The sequence below is a fragment of the Dyella sp. CR10 genome, from assembly GCF_055814425.1.
Genome location: NZ_CP185986.1, coordinates 2,166,699 through 2,184,696 on the forward strand (window position 1 = coordinate 2,166,699; position 17,998 = coordinate 2,184,696).

Annotated in this window: 15 protein-coding genes and 1 tRNA gene; 12 read left to right on the forward strand and 4 right to left on the reverse strand. The window is 67.7% G+C overall.

Annotated features, from left to right (window positions below; translation table 11 throughout):
• Window positions 1–519: 519 nt before the first annotated feature.
• Genes ACNR9O_RS09595 through fdhE form a run of 5 tightly spaced genes read left to right on the forward strand, consistent with a single transcriptional unit; the run spans window position 520 to window position 6,106 of the window.
• Window positions 520–1,113, forward strand: a complete 594-nt coding sequence (locus ACNR9O_RS09595) for a hypothetical protein (RefSeq protein WP_473681145.1) — start codon at window positions 520–522, stop codon at window positions 1,111–1,113.
• A 12-nt stretch (window positions 1,114–1,125) separates the two neighbouring features.
• Window positions 1,126–3,597, forward strand: coding sequence for a formate dehydrogenase-N subunit alpha (fdnG, locus tag ACNR9O_RS09600; RefSeq protein ID WP_473681143.1), 2,472 nt, complete (start codon window positions 1,126–1,128; stop codon window positions 3,595–3,597).
• Between the two features lie 12 nt (window positions 3,598–3,609).
• Entirely contained in the window at window positions 3,610–4,524 is a 915-nt protein-coding gene (gene fdxH / locus ACNR9O_RS09605) for a formate dehydrogenase subunit beta (protein ID WP_473681141.1), read from the forward strand.
• The gene (locus ACNR9O_RS09610; protein WP_473681139.1) at window positions 4,521–5,180 is read left to right on the forward strand and encodes a formate dehydrogenase subunit gamma; all 660 of its coding nucleotides are present in this window, start codon (window positions 4,521–4,523) and stop codon (window positions 5,178–5,180) included. The genes fdxH and ACNR9O_RS09610 overlap by 4 nt, the downstream gene beginning before the upstream one ends.
• Window positions 5,177–6,106: a formate dehydrogenase accessory protein FdhE gene (gene fdhE, locus ACNR9O_RS09615; RefSeq protein ID WP_473681137.1), complete on the forward strand. Its 930-nt coding sequence runs from the start codon at window positions 5,177–5,179 to the stop codon at window positions 6,104–6,106. Before ACNR9O_RS09610 ends, fdhE begins: the two co-directional genes overlap by 4 nt.
• A gap of 55 nt (window positions 6,107–6,161) precedes the next feature.
• Here fdhE and ACNR9O_RS09620 read toward each other — a convergent pair whose 3' ends face one another.
• Window positions 6,162–7,214 carry a permease gene (locus ACNR9O_RS09620; protein ID WP_473681135.1) on the reverse strand — a complete coding sequence of 351 codons (1,053 nt, stop codon included), beginning with the start codon at window positions 7,212–7,214 and terminating at the stop codon, window positions 6,162–6,164.
• A gap of 215 nt (window positions 7,215–7,429) precedes the next feature.
• On the opposite strand from ACNR9O_RS09620, the gene selA reads away from it, so the two are divergent.
• The 3 genes from selA to ACNR9O_RS09635 all read left to right on the forward strand — a co-directional run bounded on the left by selA (window position 7,430) and on the right by ACNR9O_RS09635 (window position 10,894).
• On the forward strand, window positions 7,430–8,854 hold the full coding sequence (gene selA, locus ACNR9O_RS09625) for an L-seryl-tRNA(Sec) selenium transferase (RefSeq protein ID WP_473681134.1): 1,425 nt from the start codon (window positions 7,430–7,432) through the stop codon (window positions 8,852–8,854).
• Window positions 8,851–10,845: a selenocysteine-specific translation elongation factor gene (gene selB / locus ACNR9O_RS09630; protein WP_473681132.1), complete on the forward strand. Its 1,995-nt coding sequence runs from the start codon at window positions 8,851–8,853 to the stop codon at window positions 10,843–10,845. The genes selA and selB overlap by 4 nt, the downstream gene beginning before the upstream one ends.
• Window positions 10,798–10,894, forward strand: a tRNA-Sec gene (locus ACNR9O_RS09635). The genes selB and ACNR9O_RS09635 overlap by 48 nt, the downstream gene beginning before the upstream one ends.
• A 12-nt stretch (window positions 10,895–10,906) precedes the next feature.
• On the opposite strand, the gene selD is transcribed toward ACNR9O_RS09635, so the two are convergent.
• On the reverse strand, window positions 10,907–11,947 hold the full coding sequence (gene selD / locus ACNR9O_RS09640) for a selenide, water dikinase SelD (RefSeq protein WP_473681130.1): 1,041 nt from the start codon (window positions 11,945–11,947) through the stop codon (window positions 10,907–10,909).
• A gap of 126 nt (window positions 11,948–12,073) precedes the next feature.
• Between selD and ACNR9O_RS09645 the strand changes: the two genes are divergently transcribed.
• A complete protein-coding gene (locus tag ACNR9O_RS09645) occupies window positions 12,074–12,904 on the forward strand; it encodes an endonuclease/exonuclease/phosphatase family protein (RefSeq protein ID WP_473681128.1) in 831 nt (276 codons plus the stop codon).
• Between the two features lie 42 nt (window positions 12,905–12,946).
• Window positions 12,947–13,831, forward strand: a complete 885-nt coding sequence (locus tag ACNR9O_RS09650; protein WP_473681126.1) for a class I SAM-dependent methyltransferase — start codon at window positions 12,947–12,949, stop codon at window positions 13,829–13,831.
• Between the two features lie 24 nt (window positions 13,832–13,855).
• On the opposite strand, the gene ACNR9O_RS09655 is transcribed toward ACNR9O_RS09650, so the two are convergent.
• The gene (locus tag ACNR9O_RS09655; RefSeq protein WP_473681124.1) at window positions 13,856–14,260 is read right to left on the reverse strand and encodes a DUF2628 domain-containing protein; all 405 of its coding nucleotides are present in this window, start codon (window positions 14,258–14,260) and stop codon (window positions 13,856–13,858) included.
• Window positions 14,261–14,704: 444 nt separating this feature from the next.
• Here ACNR9O_RS09655 and ACNR9O_RS09660 point away from each other — a divergent pair, with 444 nt between their 5' ends.
• Window positions 14,705–15,901, forward strand: a complete 1,197-nt coding sequence (locus tag ACNR9O_RS09660; RefSeq protein WP_473681122.1) for an MFS transporter — start codon at window positions 14,705–14,707, stop codon at window positions 15,899–15,901.
• Between the two features lie 11 nt (window positions 15,902–15,912).
• Window positions 15,913–17,031: an FAD binding domain-containing protein gene (locus ACNR9O_RS09665; protein ID WP_473681120.1), complete on the forward strand. Its 1,119-nt coding sequence runs from the start codon at window positions 15,913–15,915 to the stop codon at window positions 17,029–17,031.
• Between the two features lie 12 nt (window positions 17,032–17,043).
• On the opposite strand, the gene ACNR9O_RS09670 is transcribed toward ACNR9O_RS09665, so the two are convergent.
• Window positions 17,044–17,958, reverse strand: a complete 915-nt coding sequence (locus ACNR9O_RS09670; protein ID WP_473681118.1) for a LysR family transcriptional regulator — start codon at window positions 17,956–17,958, stop codon at window positions 17,044–17,046.
• Window positions 17,959–17,998: the final 40 nt, after the last annotated feature.

A 17,998-nucleotide genomic window follows, 5' to 3' on the forward strand; every position in this document is an offset into this window, starting at 1 on the left:
TCGATGGCGGAGTTACGCCATGCTGCTAAGCAACACGCATGCCATGGAGAAAAAACGCTGGAAACGCGGGATTTGCGCGAAAACTAGGAATTTTTCGCAGAGCGAAGTGCACCAAGATCATTCGCGTGCGAAGGGCTTGCACCACCGCAGTGCACCAATTCGATGCACGCCACTCCGGGGAGAAGGCTGAAGTGAGGGGCCGGGTGGAGCGTGATGCACAGTCTTGCGGAAGCGATGCGCGTGCAGGCTTCCAAAGCTCGCTCCAGACACGCCTTCTCGAGCACCCGCCCCTCATCTGCCTGCCGGCATCTTCTCCCCGGAGGGGGAGAAGAAACTCATCGTTGCTGTGTTGCGGCGGACCGCCATTCGACGTTCGCCGCATGCCTTTCCGCAACCCACCTGTGCTAGGTTCCGCAAAGGCAACGGGCTTGTTTCCGGGGCCGCAGAAGCAGTCTCTCGAGCCACGTCGCCACCCGCTCAGGGATGGCGATCCAGCCAACCAGCGGGAGCAGCACAGCGATGGCACTCACTCGTCGCGAATTCATCAAGATCACGGGCCTCGGCCTGGCCGCGTCCGGCCTGGGCGTACTAGGCTTCGGCGCCGCGGGCGAGGCGCAGGCCGCCGCCGTGCGGCCCTTCAAGCTCGCCCACGCCACCGAGACGCGCAACACCTGCACGTACTGCTCGGTAGCCTGCGGCATCCTGATCTACAGCATGGGCGACCGCGCCAAGAACGCGCGCTCCAACATCATCCATATCGAGGGCGACCCGGATCATCCGGTGAACCGCGGCACGCTGTGCCCGAAGGGCTCGGCCTTGCTCGACGTGGTGCATGCGCCCACCCGCCTGAAGGCACCGCGCTACCGGCCTCCCGGCGGCACCGAGTTCAAGGAAGTCTCCTGGGACTTCGCGCTGGACCGCATCGCCCGGCTGATGAAGGACGACCGCGACAAACACTTCATCGCGAAGAACGCCGCCGGCACCACGGTCAACCGCTGGACCAGCACCGGCATGCTGGCCGCCTCGGCGTCCTCCAGCGAAACCGCCTACCTGACCTGGAAGGTGGCCCGCTCCCTCGGCATGGTGGTGTTCGACAACCAGGCGCGCGTCTGACACGGACCGACGGTGGCCAGTCTGGCCCCATCATTCGGTCGCGGTGCAATGACCAACACCTGGCAGGACATCAAGAACGCCAACGTCGTACTGGTGATGGGCGGCAATGCCGCCGAGGCGCACCCGTGCGGCTTCAAATGGGTGATCGAGGCGAAGATCGAGAACGGCGCCAAACTCGTCGTGGTCGATCCGCGCTTCACGCGCACGGCCGCCGTGGCCGACTACTACGCGCCGATCCGACCGGGCACCGACATCGCGTTCTTGAACGGCGTGATCCGCTATCTGTTGGAGAAGGACGCGATCCAGCACGAGTACGTACGTGCATACACCAACGCCGGCCTGATCGTGAAGGACGGCTTCACCTTCGAAGAGGGCCTGTTCAGCGGCTACGACGAAGAAAAACGCAGCTATGACAAGTCGAGCTGGGATTACGAGCTGGACAAGGACGGCTACGTCAAATCCGACGATACCTGGCAGGACCCGCGCTGCGTCATCAATCTGCTCAAGCAGCACGTGTCGCGCTACACGCCGGAGACGGTCTCGCGCATCTGCGGCACGCCGCAGGACAAGTTCCTGCATATATGCGAACTGTTCGCCAGCACCGCGGCGCCGGACAAGGCGCTGACCTCGCTGTTCGCGCTCGGCTGGACGCAGCACTCGGTGGGCTCGCAGAACATCCGCACGATGGCGATGGTGCAGCTGCTGCTGGGCAACATCGGCGTGGCCGGCGGTGGCATGAACGCGCTGCGCGGGCATTCCAACATCCAGGGCCTGACCGACGTCGGCCTGCTCTCCAACCTGATGCCGGGCTACCTCAACCTGCCCGTCGACAAGGAGACCAGCCTCGACGAATACATGCAGACCAAGCTGTACAAGCCCCTGCGCCCCGGCCAGACGAGCTACTGGCAGAACTACCGCAAGTTCTTCGTGAGCCTGCAGAAGGCGATCTATGGCGACGCGGCCACCAAGGACAACGACTGGGCGTACGACTGGCTACCCAAGCTGGATATCCCGCTGTACGACATCATCAAGGCCTTCGAGATGATGAATGCCGGACAGATGACCGGCTACATCTGTCAGGGTTTCAATCCGCTGCAGGCCTTCCCGGATCGCGGCAAGATCCGCCGCGGCCTGAGCAAGCTGAAGTTCCTGGTCACGATGGATCCATTGGACACCGAGACTTCGCGCTTCTGGCAGGACTTCGGCCCGCAGAATCCGGCCAAGTCCGCCGAGATCCAGACCGAGGTGTTCCAGCTGCCGACCACCTGCTTCGCCGAGGAAAACGGCTCGCTGGTCAACTCCGCGCGCTGGCTGCAATGGCACTGGAAAGCGGCCGATGCGCCGGGCGAAGCGAAGTCGGACATCTGGATCATGACCGGCCTCTTCCACCGCTTGCGCGAGCTTTATCGCAAGGAAGGCGGCGCCTTCCCCGATCCGGTGCTCGGCCTGACCTGGAAATACACCGACCCGCTCGAACCGGACCCGGAGGAGCTGGCCAAGGAAATGAACGGGCGCGCCCTCGCCGACCTGGTCGACCCGGCCACCAACGCGGTGACCACCAAGGCCGGCACCCTGCTCGACGGCTTCGCGCAACTGCGCGACGACGGCAGCACCGCCTCGGGCTGCTGGATCTTCTCCGGCTGCTTTACCGAGAAGGGCAACCAGATGGCCCGCCGCGATGCCACCGACCCGCGCGAGCAAGGCATCGCGCCGAACTGGGCGTGGGCGTGGCCAGCCAACCGGCGCATTCTGTACAACCGCGCCAGCGCGGACCCGGACGGCAAGCCCTGGAATCCGGCCAAGCCGGTCATCTCGTGGAACGGCAGCAAATGGGTGGGCATCGACGTGCCCGACTACGGCCCCACCGTGAAACCGTCCGATGGCGTCGGCCCCTTCATCATGAATGCCGAAGGCATGGGCCGCCTGTTCGCCCGCACGCTGATGGCCGACGGCCCCTTCCCCGAGCATTACGAGCCGCTGGAATCGCCGGTGGAAAACCTGCTGCATCCGAAGGTGAGCGCCAACCCGGTGGCGCGCGTGTTCGCCGACGACCGAGCCTCGTTCGGCAGCCCGAAGAACTTCCCGTACGTGGCCACCACCTATCGCCTCACCGAGCATTTCCACTACTGGACCAAGCACGCGCTGATCAACGCGATCCTGCAGCCGGAGGAATTCGTCGAGATCGGCGAGGCACTGGCCAAGGAGAAAGGCATCGAGCAAGGCGGCTGGGTGAAGGTGACCTCCAAGCGCGGCGAAGTGATCTGCAAGGCCTACGTGACCAAGCGCATCAAGCCGATGACGGTCGACGGCAAGCCCACGCATGTGATCGGCGTGCCGATCCACTGGGGCTTCACCGGCCAGGCCAGGAAGGGTTACGGCGCCAACACGCTGACGCCTTCGGTAGGCGACGCCAACACGCAGACGCCGGAGTTCAAGGCGTTCCTCGTCAACGTGGAAAAGACCACGGCACCGGTCACGGCCTGAGGACGAACAGTCATGTCAGATCTGCAATCGCAAGACTACGTCCGCCGCTCCGCCTCGACCATGACGCCGCCGTCGGCGCGCAGCCATGAAGATCAGGTCGCCAAGCTGATCGACGTCAGCCGCTGCATCGGCTGCAAGGCCTGCCAGGCGGCCTGCATGGAGTGGAACGACCTGCGGCCGGAGATCGGCCACTTCGAAGGCTCGTACGAAAACCCGGCGGATCTCGGCCCCAGCGTGTGGACGCTGATGAAGTTCGCCGAGCACGAGAACGAACAGGGCAACCTCGAATGGCTGATCCGCAAGGACGGCTGCATGCACTGCGAAGACCCGGGCTGCCTGAAGGCCTGCCCGGCGCCCGGCGCGATCGTGCAGTACGCCAACGGCATCGTCGACTTCATCAGCGACAAGTGCATCGGCTGCGGCTATTGCGTGAAGGGCTGCCCGTTCAACATCCCGCGCATCAGCAAGAAGGACCACAAGTCGTACAAGTGCACGCTGTGCTCGGACCGCGTCGCGGTGGGCCTGGAACCGGCCTGCGTGAAGGCCTGCCCCACCGGCGCGATCATGTTCGGGGCCAAGACGGACATGACGCACCAGGCGCAGGAGCGCATCGTCGAGCTGAAGTCGCGCGGCTTCGAGAACGCCGGCCTGTACGATCCGCAGGAAGTCGGCGGCACCCATGTGATGTACGTATTGCAGCACGCGGACAAGCCGTCGCTGTACTCGGGTCTGCCCGACAAGCCGCGGATCAGCCTCACGGTGGACGCATGGAAGGGCTTCATCAAGCCGCTGGGTCTGGCCGGCATCGCCCTGGCCGCACTCGCCGGCTTCTTCCACTGGATCACCGCCGGCCCGAATGAAGTCACCGAGGAAGACGAGGCCGAGGGTGAGCGCGTGTTGCGCCAAGGCGAGGAGAAAGTGTCATGACCCGCCCGAACAACACCATCCTCCGCTACACCACGGCCAACCGCGTCAACCATTGGATCACGGCGATCTGCTTCGTGCTGCTGGTGCTGTCGGGGTTGTCGATGTTCCACCCGATGCTGTTCTTCCTGTCCGGCCTGTTCGGCGGCGGGCAATGGGCGCGGGCGGCGCATCCGTGGATCGGCGTGGTGCTGCTGTTGAGCTATCTCGGTTTGATCGTGCAGTTCTGGCGCGAAAATCTCTGGAACCGCGACGACACGACCTGGATGAAATCCATCGGCCCGGTGATCGTCAACGACGAAGAGCGCACGCCGCCGGTCGGCCGCAACAACGCCGGCCAGAAGCTGGTGTTCTGGTCGATGACTTTGCTGGTTCCCGTGCTGTTCTTCAGCGGCCTGGCGATCTGGGAGGTGTACTTCGGCGCGGCCACCTCGATCCCCGTGCAGCGCGCCGCGGCGCTGATCCACAGCGTGGCGGCGCTGGCGGCGATCGTCATCTGGATCATCCATGTCTATGCCGCGATCTGGGTGCGCCACTCGGTGCGCGCGATGACGCGGGGCTACGTGACGCCGGGCTGGGCTTGGCGCCATCATCGCAAGTGGTTGCTGGATATCGCCTCCGGCGAGCACGAGAAGAACAGCCCAAGGAAGCATTCGTGAGACAAGCCGAAGCGCCGCCGAGCGGCAAGTGGAGCGGACCGTCGCATGCCGGCGTGAAGGCGCCCGAGCCGATCCTCCTGCCCGCCCCGGCCACACGTTTCGCGGCCACCGCACGGCGGCTCGAACAACTTGCCGCCAGGCATCCGATGGAGGCGTGGCTGCGCTTCATGGCGGAACTGGCGTGGGCACAGCATGGCGTGGCCACGGAGCGGTCGCCCGCCGCGCAACCTGACCCGGCGGCAATCGCGCAGGCGGTCGCCGCGCGCCTGCCGCCGCTGGCGGCTGATGGCCACGTTCGCGACACATCATGGCGCGAAGGCCTGGCGCTGCTGCTCGAGCGCATCGACCGTGCCGCGGCGCCGTCCGCCGCGCGCGAGGCCATCGCCCAGCTGCGACGCGGCGGCACCGCGATGCAGAACATCCTGGCCGATCAATTCCTGCGCGGCGGACTCGCCGAAGCCGATGCCGGCATGGCCGTCTATGTCGCCGCCGCTTTGCAGGTCTACTTCACCTGCTCGGCCGCACGGCTCGACGCCGCGGACCTGCGGCTGCTGGAGGAACGCGGACTGTGTCCGTGCTGCGGCTCACCCTCCGTCGCCGGCCTGATCGCGGCCGGCGGCACCACACCTGGCACGCGCTATCTGTACTGCTCGCTCTGCTCCACCGTTTGGAACCACGTGCGCGCCGTCTGCATCACCTGCGGCGGCACGCGGCAGCTGTCACTGCAAAACATCGAGGGCGACGAGGGCGTGGTGAAGGCCGAGACCTGCGGCGACTGCCACACCTACGCCAAGCTGCTCTACCAGCTGCGCGACATGCAGGCCGACCCCTACGCCGACGACCTCGCCTCGCTGGGCCTGGACATCCTCGTCGCCGAAGCCGGCTTCGCCCGGCACGCGCCGAATCCGCTGCTGCTGATCGCATAACCGCGCGCGAACGTGTCACCACGCAGGCCTGCGGCTCATCAGCCCAACCTGCGCCCTAGCGCAGCCCCAGCCACGAAGCGATCGCGCCGCCGAGCACTCCGAACCCGACCACCGCCGCGGCGACCATTGCCAGCACTTTGACGGGAAAGGAGCGCGCCAGCATCGCCAGCGACGGCAGGCTGACCGGCGGCAAGGTGATCAGCAGGGCGGCGGCCGGCCCGCCGCCGAGACCCAGCGCGAGCATGGCCTGCACGATTGGCACCTCGCCGGCGGTAGGGATCACGAACAGCATGCCGGCCAGCGCCAGGGCTGCGATCCAGAACCATTCGTTGCCGATCGCCGGACCGATATGCGGGAACATCCATGCGCGCACCGCGCCCAGCAGCAGCACGATCACCAGGTATTCGGGCAGCAGCCGCAGCGTCATGCGCGCGAAGATGTGCAGCCAGCGCCGCGCGACGTCGCTAGCGGAACGCGGCTCGGCTTCCTGCGGCGACCACGAAGCAAGCGCGGGCGCCGTCGCCCCCGTCATGCGATTGGCCAGCCAGCCCAGCCCGAACACCATCGGCACGCCCAGCGCCACGCGCAATAGAGTCCAGTGCCAGCCCAGCACGAAACCGGTGAACACCAGGGTCGCGGGATTGAGCACCGTATTGCCGAGCCAGAACGCGACCGCCGCGCCGGGCGCTGCCCGATGTTCGCGCAGCCCGATCACCACCGGCGCCGCGCAGCACGTACACATCATTCCGGGCAAGGCCAGCAGCCCGCCGGCCAGCACGCTGCCGAAACCCGGGGTGCCCAGCATGCGCGCGACCCAGTTCGCCGGCAGCAACGCCTGGAGACCGGAGCCGAGCAGCAGGCCCAGCAGCATGGCCTGCCAGATCGCCTTGCCGTAGGCCAGCGCATAGCCGAGTGCCGCACCCCAGGAGGGCGCCGGCGGACTCGCCGCGTCGCCCATCAGGATCGAGTGCCCGATGGCATGCTGTGCGGCGGCCACGAAAGCGCGGTCGTAGTACGGATGCCACTTCACGTAGAACAGGCCGGCGATCGCCAGCAACAGGAATACGGACAGGCGCGTGGTGCGCGCGGCATGCGAAACGGCGGGCATCGATCCCCCTGCGGGCAGTCGGGAGCTCAGGCCCTACAGGGCACGATGCTTGCCCGCCATGGACCGTACGCCAGCTGCGCTACGGAGGGGCAAGACGAACGGAGGCGGAAGCAACCGCGTGCGGCGCAGCATGCTACGGCCCTCGACCAAAGTCACTACGACACACGGGCCGACTGCCTTGACCGTGTCGTGTCCGCACAGCAGCATCGGCCCCTATGACCGGATCCAAGGCCACTTCCCTGCGCCGCCTTCCCGCGGTCGCCGCCGTGCTGGCGACGACCGAAGCATCGGCCCTGATCGAGCGGCATGGCCGCGTCGCCACGACCGAGGCCATCCGCCTGGTCATCGACGAAGCGCGCCAAGCCATGCGCACCACCGCCACCGCCGCGCCTGACGCCGCCGGACTGGCCCGCTCGGCGCGGCTGCGACTGGAAGCGCGCATGCCCAGCCTGCGCCCGCTGTTCAATCTCACCGGCACCGTGCTGCACACCAATCTCGGCCGCGCACTGCTGCCCGACGCCGCCGTCGATGCCGCCGCGGCGGCGATGCGCCATGCGGTGGCGCTCGAATACGACCTGGACGAAGGCGGGCGCGGCGAGCGCGACGACCACCTGCGCGACCTGCTGCGCGAACTGACCGGCGCTGAAGATGCCACGGTGGTGAACAACAACGCCGCCGCCGTGCTGCTGTGCCTCAACACGTTCGCACTCGGGCGCGAGGCCGTGGTGTCGCGTGGCGAGCTGATCGAGATCGGCGGCGCGTTCCGCCTGCCCGACATCATGGCGCGCGCCGGCGCGCGCATGGTCGAAGTCGGCACCACCAATCGCACCCACCCCTCCGACTATCGCGACGCGCTCGGCGCGGACACCGGCGTGCTGCTGAAGGTGCATACCTCGAACTACCGTATCCAGGGCTTCACCACGGACGTCGGCGCACCGGTGCTGGCGGCGCTCGCCAACGCGGCCGGCGTGCCCCTGCTGAACGATCTCGGCTCAGGCACGCTCATCGATCTGTCCCGCTACGGCCTGGCCAGGGAACCGACCGTGCGCGACGCCGTGGCCGAGGGTGCTTCGCTGGTCACCTTCTCCGGCGACAAGCTGCTGGGCGGGCCGCAGGCTGGGTTCATCGTCGGCGAGCACGCGCTGATCGAGCAGATCAACCGCAATCCGCTCAAACGCGCGCTGCGCGTGGACAAGATCCGCCTGGCCGCGATCGCGGCGACGCTTACGCTGTATCGCGATCCGGATCGCCTGGCCGAGCGACTGCCCACGCTGCGATATCTCGCGCGCGATGTGTCCGGCATCGAGGCGCAGGCGCAACGCCTGCGGCCGGCCGTGGCCGAACGCGTGGGCGATGCTTTCACGGTCGATATCGCCGCCTGCCTCAGCCAGGTCGGCTCCGGCGCCCTGCCGCTCGACACGCTCGTCAGCTCGGCCTTGGCCATCCGCCCGCAGGGCAGCCAGACAACGCTGGCACGACTGGCGGCCGCGCTGCGCGCCTTGCCCCGGCCAATCATCGGCCGCATTGCCGATGGCGCCCTGTGGCTGGACCTGCGCTGTCTGGATGAAGCGGACGAGGCATCGCTGCTGGAGAGCCTGGCCGCGCTCGATACCGACCGCGTGATCGCGCGCGCTTCATGATCATCGGCACCGCCGGCCATATCGATCACGGCAAGACGTCGCTGGTCAAAGCCCTGACCGGCATCGACACCGACCGCCTCAAGGAAGAAAAAGCCCGCGGCATCACCATCGACCTCGGCTTCGCCTACCTGCCGCTGGACGGTGGCGGCGTGCTCGGCTTTGTCGACGTGCCCGGCCACGAACGCTTCGTGCACACCATGGTGGCCGGTGCCAGCGGCATCGATTTCGCCCTGCTGGTGGTCGCCGCCGACGACGGCGTGATGCCGCAGACGCTCGAACACCTGGCGATCCTCGATCTGCTGGGCATCCGGCAAGGTCTCGTTGTGCTGACCAAGGCCGACCTCGCCACGCCCGAACGACTGGCCGAGGTGCGTGCACAGATTCGCGCGGCGACGGCGGGCACGACGCTGGAAAACACCGACGTGCTGGCCGCCTCCACCGTCACCGGCGACGGCATCGCGGCACTGCGCGAGCGGCTCGACGCCGAAGCGCGCGCATTGACCGCGCGCGCGGCCGATGGGCGTTTCCGTCTCGCCATCGACCGCGTTTTCACCCTGCCCGGTATTGGCGTGACGGTGACCGGCACCGTATTGACCGGCACGGTGCGCAACAAGGACCAGGTCGTACTGAGCCCGAGCGGTCTCGCCGCGCGCGTGCGCTCGCTGCACGCACAGAACCGGCCGGCCGAAACCGGGCGAGCCGGCGATCGCTGTGCCCTGAATCTTGCCGGCGAAGGCATCGCCAAAGACACGATTCATCGCGGCGACATGCTGCTCGACCCGAACCTGCATGCGCCGACCGACCGCATCGACGCGCGCCTGCGACTGCTGCCCGGAGAGCCCAGGCCGATCGGCCAATGGTTTCCCGCTCGTTTGCATCACGGCGCCACGGACGTCGGCGCGCGCATCGTCCTGCTCGAAGGAGAGCAGCTTCTGCCCGGCGATACGGCCGACGTGCAGCTGGTGCTGAGCAGGCCGATCGCCGCGGCGGCGCTGGATCGCTTCGTGCTGCGCGACGTCTCCGCCCAGCGCACCATCGGCGGCGGTCAATTCCTGGATCTGCGCGCACCGGCGCGCCAGCGCCGTACCGCCGAGCGGGTGGCGCAGCGCGCCGCGCTGGCGATCGACGATCCGCAGGCTGCCATCGCCGCCCTGCTCGATACGCCGCCGTTCGCCTGGGATCTGGCCATCCTCGCGCGGGACCGCGCCTTGTCCGCTGCGAGAATGGACGGCATCGTCGCCGCGCTAGCACCGGTACTGTTCATCGCCGATGGCGCATGCGTGGCGATCGGCCCGGTGCATTGGCGGCGCTTCGTCGCGGGACTGGTCGATTATCTGGACGGCTTCCACGCCGCCAACCCGGACGTGCAAGGCGTGGGCCGCGAGAAACTGCGCCTGGCGTTGCAGCCCAGGCTGCCGGCCGCCGCCTTCGCGCTCGCCTTGCAGCACCCGGACCTCGCCGGCCGCGTGGTGCGCGATGGCGCGTTCGTACGGCTGCCGGGCCATACGCCGCAATTGAGCCCGGAACGCGAAGCGGCCTGGCGCGCGGTCGCGCCGCTGCTGGGCGGCGACGTGCGCTTCCGCCCGCCGCGGGTACGTGACATCGCCGGGACGCTGGGGCGACCGGAGCCGGAGATCCGGCAGCTACTGAAGCTCGCCGCACGCATCGGCCTGGTCGACGAGGTGGCGCACGATCACTTCTTCCTGCGCGCGACGGTGCACGAGATGGCGCTGATCGCCGCCGACGTCGCGGCGCAGGCAGCGGACGGCCGCTTTACCGCGGCGCAGTTTCGCGACCGCCTCGACAATGGTCGTAAAGTCGCCATCCAGATCCTAGAATTCTTCGACCGGCAGGGCGTCACGCTCAATCGCGGCACCCTGCGCCGGATCCAGGCGCGCTATCTGGACCTGTTCGGGCCTGCGCCGCCCGCAAGCGTTTTGCACGGAAGAGAATCGTCTCCGGTGGGGCGTCCGGACTTCAAATCCGGGTGAGGCAGATAAGACTGTCTTGGGTGGGTTCGACTCCCACTCTCTTCCGCCACCCGCGCGGTGGCTAGATCACCTCGATGCCCGGCATCCCTTCCCGCACCGTTCCGATGATGCGCGCGTGCGGATAGCCCTCCGCTTCGATCATCGCCCGGATCGCCTCGGCCCGCTCCGCCTTGCACGCCACCAGCAGCCCGCCCGAGGTCTGCGGATCGGTGAGCAGTGCGCGGCGCCATTCCGGCAGGTCCGCGGGAAGCGTCACGCCCTCACCGTAGCTGGCCCAGTTGCGCTTCGACGCGCCCGTGACGTAACCCGCTTCGGCCAGGGCCTCGGCCTCGGCGAAGAACGGAAGGCGCGTCTGTTCGAGGTGCAGACGCAACCCGCTGCCACGAGCCATCTCCATGCCATGCCCCAGCAGGCCGAAGCCAGTGACGTCGGTGATCGCGTGCACATCGTCGTCCTGCGCCAGCGCGTGACCGACGCGATTGAGCAGCGTGGTCGAAGCGAGCATCTCCGCATAGGCCTCCAGCGACAGCGCCTGCTTCTTGAATGCCGCCGAATAGATGCCGACACCGAGACCCTTGGTGAGAATCAGCGCATCGCCCGCTCGCGCGCCCGAGTTGCGGCGCACGTTGGCCGGCGTGCACAGCCCGATCGCGGCGAGGCCGTAGATCGGCTCCGCCGAATCGATCGAATGACCGCCCGCCACCGGAATGCCCGCCTGCGCGCAGATCGCCTCGCCGCCGGCGAGGATCGCGCGCACGGTGTCGACATCCAGCTTGCCCAGCGGCATGCCCAGGATGGCCAGCGCCATGATCGGCTTGCCCCCCATCGCGTAGACATCGGACAGCGCATTGGTCGCGGCGATGCGGCCGAAGTCGTAAGGGTCGTCGACCACCGGCATGAAGAAATCGGTGGTGGCGATCACGCAGGTGCGCTGGTCCACCTGCCATACGGCGGCGTCGTCACTGGATTCGGTGCCCACCAGGAGTTGCGCGAACGGCATCGCGGCGGGCTTGCCGGCCAGCAGCTCCTGCAGCACGGAAGGCGCCAGCTTGCAGCCGCAGCCGCCGCCATGGGCGAGATCGGTCAGGCGTGGAGAGGCCATGCGGATCCTGCGTCGAGTCCGGGATAGCCGCAGCATAACGAAAAGCGCCGTGCGCGCACTGTCATACCCGATGCGCCACATGCCGCTATATTCGGGCGGTTGCCCGATGAAGGAAGCCGCTCCGCCATGACCCGCCTGTCCCGTTTCGCGCTCGCCCTTGCCGTTGCCCTCGCCGCGCTGCCCGCAGCCGCCGGCGAACTGAAGGTGATGTCGTTCAACGTCCGCACCCTTGCCGCCCAGGACGGCCCCAATGCCTGGGACAAGCGGCGCGATCTGTTCGCCGACACCATCCGCCGCGTCCATCCCGACGTGATCGGCACGCAGGAGTTGTTCAAGCAGCAAGGCGACGACACGGTGCAGCGCCTGCCCGAATACACCTGGTTCGGCCGCGACCGCTTCGGCGCGCATGCCGAGGAACACATGGGCATCTTCTATCGCAAGGATCGACTGAAGCTGGTGGAGTCCGGCGATTTCTGGCTGTCCGACACGCCGGACAAAGTGGCCAGCATCACCTGGGGCAACGTGTTTCCGCGCATGGTGAACTGGGCGCTGTTCGAGCGCCTGGACGACCACAAGCGCTTCTATCTGCTGGACACCCACTTCCCCTACCGCGACCAGGACGAGGACGCGCGCACCAAGGGCGCGCGCGAAATGGCCGCCTGGATCGCCAAGCTGCCGGCGGACGTGCCGGTGATCGTCACCGGCGACTTCAATACCGAGCCGAGCAGCGAGGCGCACAAGATCCTAACCGCTACGCTGAAAGATGCCTGGGAGACCGTGCCCAAGCGCGAAGGCCCCGCCAAGACCTTCCACGATTTCACCGGCAAGCCCACCGTGCAGATCGACTGGATTCTCTATCGCGGGGTGAAGGCCAACTGGATGGAGACGATCACCACCTCGAAGGACGGGCGCTATCCGTCCGACCACTTCCCGGTCGCCGCGGATTTCACGCTGTAAGCGACCACGCAACCATTCGGGGCGTCATGGCGACTCACGGAGATGACGCGACGCCCGCCCCAGAACGCCTGCGCCCTGACGGATAGCCCGACGAAGCCGGTCGACACCGGCCGTCTGGGCGATACCGTCGCGCGCGACTATGCGCGCAAGCTGCGGCAGTTCAATGCCTTCGCGGCACCGGAGCTGCGCCGGGCCATCGACTCGCTGCGGCTCCGTCCCGGCATGCGGGTCCTCGACGCCGGTTGCGGTACCGGCGAAGCGCTGGGGTGGTTCGACGCGGTAGTCGGCGCGCAGGGCACGGTCATCGGCTTCGATCTGGCGGCGGCGCACGTGGCAGCGGCGCGCCGGACCGCGCCGAAAGGCGCGCTGGTGCTTCAGGCCGACGCCATGGCGACGCCACTGGCGACGGGGAGCTTCGACCTGGCGTGGTCCGTCAATACCATCCATCACCTGCGCGATCCGCTGGCAGGCATCGGCGTCCTCGCCGCACTGCTGCGTCCCGGCGGGCGCATCGCGCTGGGCCAGAGTTCACTGTTGCCGGATATGTACTTCGCCTGGGATGCCCGCCTGGAACGGGTAACCAACGAAGCCGTCCGCCAGTACTACCGGGACCGTTACCGGGTCGACGAACGCGAACTCACGGCAGTGCGTGCCATCGCCGGCCTGCTTCGCGCGGCAGGGTTACGCGACGTGACCGTGCATACATACATGATCGAGCGGGTCTGGCCATTGAAGGCGGCGGACGAGGATTATCTCGTCGAGACGATTTTCCGCGACACCTGGGGCGAGCGGCTGCGACCGTATCTGTCCGCGGAGGATTATGCGGAACTGGAACGCCTGTGCGACCCGAATCATCCGGATTTCGCGCTGCGCCGTCCGGACTTCCACTTTCTGCAGAGCTTCACGCTGGCGGTCGGCACGGTGTAGCGCCCACCGCCAGCGCGTACGGACTTACATGCGCATGCCTTCGAAAGGGTTCCAGCTGTCCTGGCCCTTGACCCGCTTCAGGTAGAACGCGTAGTTCGTGATCAGCGCGTACAGCACGCTGAAACCGATGCCGATGCCGTTCAAGACCGGCCCCGGCAGATGCAGCACATACCCGATCACGTTGATCACCACCACGATGCCCAGCAGCACCAGCGCCTTCTTCCACAGGCCGATGATGGCCATGTAGATCGGGCCGAAGAAGAACGCCCAGATGTTGGCGTTGATCAGGACGCGCTGCTTCCATTCCAGCTTTTTCAGCTCTTCCTTGTAGGCCGGAGCATTCGGCGCGCCGAACTGCTCGAAGAAGGCGAAGCGCTTCTTCCACTTTTCGGGAAGCGAGGAGTCGTTGCGAAAATCTTGAGTTGCCATCGTGGCTTGATTCCATCCGGGAGAAAGACAGGGCACCGGCGGTTCCGCGGACTGCGACTTTCCTTTGTCGCATGCCGGCCAAGAGCTTGGGCCGGACAAAAAAAGGGCCCCATCCTTGGGGCCGGCGGTCGCGGACGACCAGTAGTTCCTTAAGGTCCGGGGCGTCGGCAAAGGAGCCTGACTGACCGGACGCAGATAGTTTCCTGCGGCGCAGCAGGGTGTGTCTGTAGGGGAACGCCTACAACTTCTGTCAGGTAACACGGAAAGACGAGAGGGCGTGCAGGAAACGTGATGAAACACACATCTCGACCCGGCCTGCTACAAGTCGCCGGCCGCCGCATGGCCGCCATTCCCGCATGGAATGACAGATGTTCCTCCGCCCCGCGTTCCGCGCACGGAGGCGGCCGCCTAGCCTGCGTATGTCTTCTCCTACGCGGACCCGTCATGCCAGCCCATCCCCAAACCTCGCCACACTTGTCCCGCACCACCCTGTTCGCCATGGCGGCGGCGGCCGGGCTGGCCGTGGCCAACATCTATTACAACCAGCCGATGCTAGGCGTGATCGGCGAGAGTCTGCGCGATGCGCGCGTCGGCGGCTGGATCCCCACCCTGACCCAGCTGGGCTACGCGGCGGGCCTGCTGTTCCTGCTGCCGCTGGGCGACATGCTCGAACGCCGGCGACTGATCGTCATCCAGTTCCTCGTCCTTGCCGCCGCCCTGGTGCTGGCAGCCGTGGCCCCGGGCCTGGCCGCACTGGCCGCGGCCTCGGTAGTGGTCGGCGCCGCGGCGACCGTGGCGCAGCAGATCGTGCCGTTCGCCGCCATCCTCTCGGCGCCGGACAAGCGCGGCGCCGCCATCGGCACGGTGATGAGCGGCCTGCTGACCGGCATCCTGCTCAGCCGCACGCTGGCCGGCGCGGTATCGAGCGTCGCCGGCTGGCGCGCGATGTTCTGGCTGGCGGTGCCGGTGGCCCTGGCCGGTGCGGCATTGATGGCGCGCGCCCTGCCCGCCCATCATCCGCGCGAACACCTGCGCTACCGCCACCTGCTGGCCTCGCTGGGCAAGCTGTGGACCGGCGAGCCGGCGCTGCGCCGCGCCGCGATCACGCAGGCGCTGCTGTTCGCCTCCTTCTCCGCGTTCTGGACCACGCTGTCGCTGCGTCTGGCGCAGCCGCCGCTGCACCTGGGCGCCGCGGCCGCGGGCCTGTTCGGCGTGGTCGGCGCGGTGGGCGTGGCGATGGCACCGCTGGCCGGCCGCGTGGCCGACCGCCGCGGCCCGGCGCCGGTGATCGCACTGGGTGCCGGCGCCACCATCCTGGCCTGGCTCGTGTTCGGCAGCTGGACCAGCCTGGCCGGACTGATCGTGGGCGTGATCGTGCTGGACTTCGGCGTGCAGATCGCGCTCGTCTCCCATCAGCACGTCATCTACGGCCTGCATCCGGAATACAAGAGCCGCCTCAACACCCTGTTCATGACCACCATGTTCGTCGGCGGCGCCCTGGGTTCGCTCGCCGCCGCCTCGGCCTGGGCGCGCTTCGGCTGGGCTGGCGTCACGATCCTGGGCGGCGCGCTGCCGGTGCTCGCGCTGGCGATGAGTCTGCTGCGCTGGCGTGCGCATCGCGCCGCCTCGGCGGCGCATTGAGGAGCGCCGCCATGAGTCTGCGCATCGGTATCGCAGGAGGTTCGGTCGGCGGCCTGTTCGCAGCGGTCCTGCTCGGCCGCCAGGGCCACGATGTCACGGTGATGGAGCGCGCGCGCCACGGTCTGGCGCGCCGCGGCGCCGGACTGCTGGTACAGGAACAGGTGCAGCGCATCCTGCGCCAGGTCGGCCTGCCGCAGCTGGCCGAGCAAGGGGTATGGGCGGACGAACGCATCGCTCTGAATCGCGCGGGCGACATCGCCTCGCGCGATGCCAGCCCGCAGATGCAGATGTCCTGGGATCTGCTTTACGACGGCTTCCGCCAGCTGGTATCGCCGGCGCGCTACCTCACTGGCGCGACGGTGAGCGAAGTCCGGCCACAAACCGAAGGCGCCCACATCGCGCTCGAGGATGGCCGCCGCTTCGATGTCGACCTGCTGATCGGCGCCGACGGCCAGGCCTCGATCGTGCGCGAGGCGGTCAATGGCGATGGCGCGCGCCCGGCCTATGCGGGCTATGCCGCCTGGCGCGGCCTGATCCCCGAAAGCGCCATGCCGCCTGACGCAGCCCGGACGCTATTTGGACGCATGGCCTTCCATATGGGACACGGCTCGCACGCACTGGGGTATCTCGTACCCGGTGCCGACGGACAGACGGCTGTCGGCGAGCGGCGCTACAACTGGGTGTGGTATCGCCGCATACCGGCGGACCGACTGCAGACCCTGCTCTCTTTCGCGCACCGGCCGGAGGCTTACTCGCTGGGACCGGGCGAACTTCCCGCTGAACTGCGCGACGCCCTGGTGGCCGATGCCCGCCACGAGTTGCCGCCGCCGTTCGCCGCCGCCGTGGCGGCCGAGGCGCAGCCGTTTTTGCAGCCGATCTACGACTATGAAACCGCGCACATGGTGAAGGGCCGCATCGCCCTGCTCGGCGACGCCGCCTTCATCGCGCGGCCGCACACCGCGATGGGCGTAGCGAAGGCTGCCGGCGATGCGATGGCGCTGGCCTCGGCGCTGGCGGCGCATCCGCTGCCCGAAGCACTGTCGGCCTACGAACAGGCGCGGTTGCCGCAAGGACGTGCCGTGGTCGATTACGGCCGGCGGCTGGGCCGTTCGCTGGCGATGTCGTCCTGAGCGAGCGAATCTTCACTCCGCATCCTCGTGTCGCACCGATCCACCGCCCTGAAGGACGCTCTCCACGTAGGCGGTGAACGCACGTGCCTTGGCCGAGGGCAGCCGTCCGGCCGGATATACCGCCCAGACATCCATCCGCGGTTGCGTCCAGTCCTTCAGGATCTCCACCACTTCGCCACGGGCCAGCTCATCCTGAAACACCCAGGTGGCGATGGTGGCCATGCCCAGACCCGCCAGCACCGCCTCGCGCAAGCCTTCGGCGGCGCTGACGGTGATGCGGCCGCCGATGGTCGTTTCGATGCTTTGTCCGTCTCGCTGCAGCATCAGCACTCGCGGTGCCTTGCGTCGCGTGTAGATCACGAACTCGTGCCGCGCCAGGTCAGCGGGCTCGCGCGGCTCGCCGTGGCGTTCGAGATAACGCGCGGAGGCCACCAGCACGCGCCGCGCACTGGCCAGCCGGCGCGCGGTCATCGACGAATCGTCCAGCGGGCCGACGCGCAGCGCCATGTCTGCGCCCTCGCGCAACAAATCCACATGCCGATCGTCCAGCACGATGTCCAGCGACAGCGCCGGATGCTCGGCCAGGAACGGCCCCAGATGCGGCATCACCTGCATGCGCATGAAGGTGACCGGCGCACTGACCCGCAGCGTGCCGGTCAACGCCGCACCCTCGCCGCGCGCAGCCAGCTCGGCCTCTTCCAGGTGATAGAGGGCCTGCCTTGCGTGCTCGTGGAAGATCCGCGCGGCCTCGGTCGGATGCAGGCCGCGCGTGCTGCGCACGAACAGGCGGGTATGCAGCCGTTGCTCCAGTTGCGCGATCGATTTCGATACGGCCGGCTGACCCAGGCCCAGGCGTTGCGCCGCCATGGAGAACGAACCGGATTCCATGACGGCGATGAACACCTGCAAGGTCGCCAGACGATCCATGAGCACTCCAGGAGCGACGAAACACCGCCGCGATACGGGT

Bases quoted from the DNA above. Each gene is read 5' to 3' on its own strand.
- selB (WP_473681132.1), top strand. From the start codon at position 8,851: ATGATCATCGGCACCGCCGGCCATATCGATCACGGCAAGACGTCGCTG.
- ACNR9O_RS09660 (WP_473681122.1), top strand. From the start codon at position 14,705: ATGCCAGCCCATCCCCAAACCTCGCCACACTTGTCCCGCACCACCCTG.
- ACNR9O_RS09595 (WP_473681145.1), top strand. From the start codon at position 520: ATGGCACTCACTCGTCGCGAATTCATCAAGATCACGGGCCTCGGCCTG.
- ACNR9O_RS09655 (WP_473681124.1), bottom strand. From the start codon at position 14,260: ATGGCAACTCAAGATTTTCGCAACGACTCCTCGCTTCCCGAAAAGTGG.
- ACNR9O_RS09670 (WP_473681118.1), bottom strand. From the start codon at position 17,958: ATGGATCGTCTGGCGACCTTGCAGGTGTTCATCGCCGTCATGGAATCC.
- ACNR9O_RS09665 (WP_473681120.1), top strand. From the start codon at position 15,913: ATGAGTCTGCGCATCGGTATCGCAGGAGGTTCGGTCGGCGGCCTGTTC.
- ACNR9O_RS09645 (WP_473681128.1), top strand. From the start codon at position 12,074: ATGACCCGCCTGTCCCGTTTCGCGCTCGCCCTTGCCGTTGCCCTCGCC.
- ACNR9O_RS09610 (WP_473681139.1), top strand. From the start codon at position 4,521: ATGACCCGCCCGAACAACACCATCCTCCGCTACACCACGGCCAACCGC.
- selA (WP_473681134.1), top strand. From the start codon at position 7,430: ATGACCGGATCCAAGGCCACTTCCCTGCGCCGCCTTCCCGCGGTCGCC.
- selD (WP_473681130.1), bottom strand. From the start codon at position 11,947: ATGGCCTCTCCACGCCTGACCGATCTCGCCCATGGCGGCGGCTGCGGC.
- fdxH (WP_473681141.1), top strand. From the start codon at position 3,610: ATGTCAGATCTGCAATCGCAAGACTACGTCCGCCGCTCCGCCTCGACC.
- ACNR9O_RS09620 (WP_473681135.1), bottom strand. From the start codon at position 7,214: ATGCCCGCCGTTTCGCATGCCGCGCGCACCACGCGCCTGTCCGTATTC.
- ACNR9O_RS09650 (WP_473681126.1), top strand. From the start codon at position 12,947: ATGACGCGACGCCCGCCCCAGAACGCCTGCGCCCTGACGGATAGCCCG.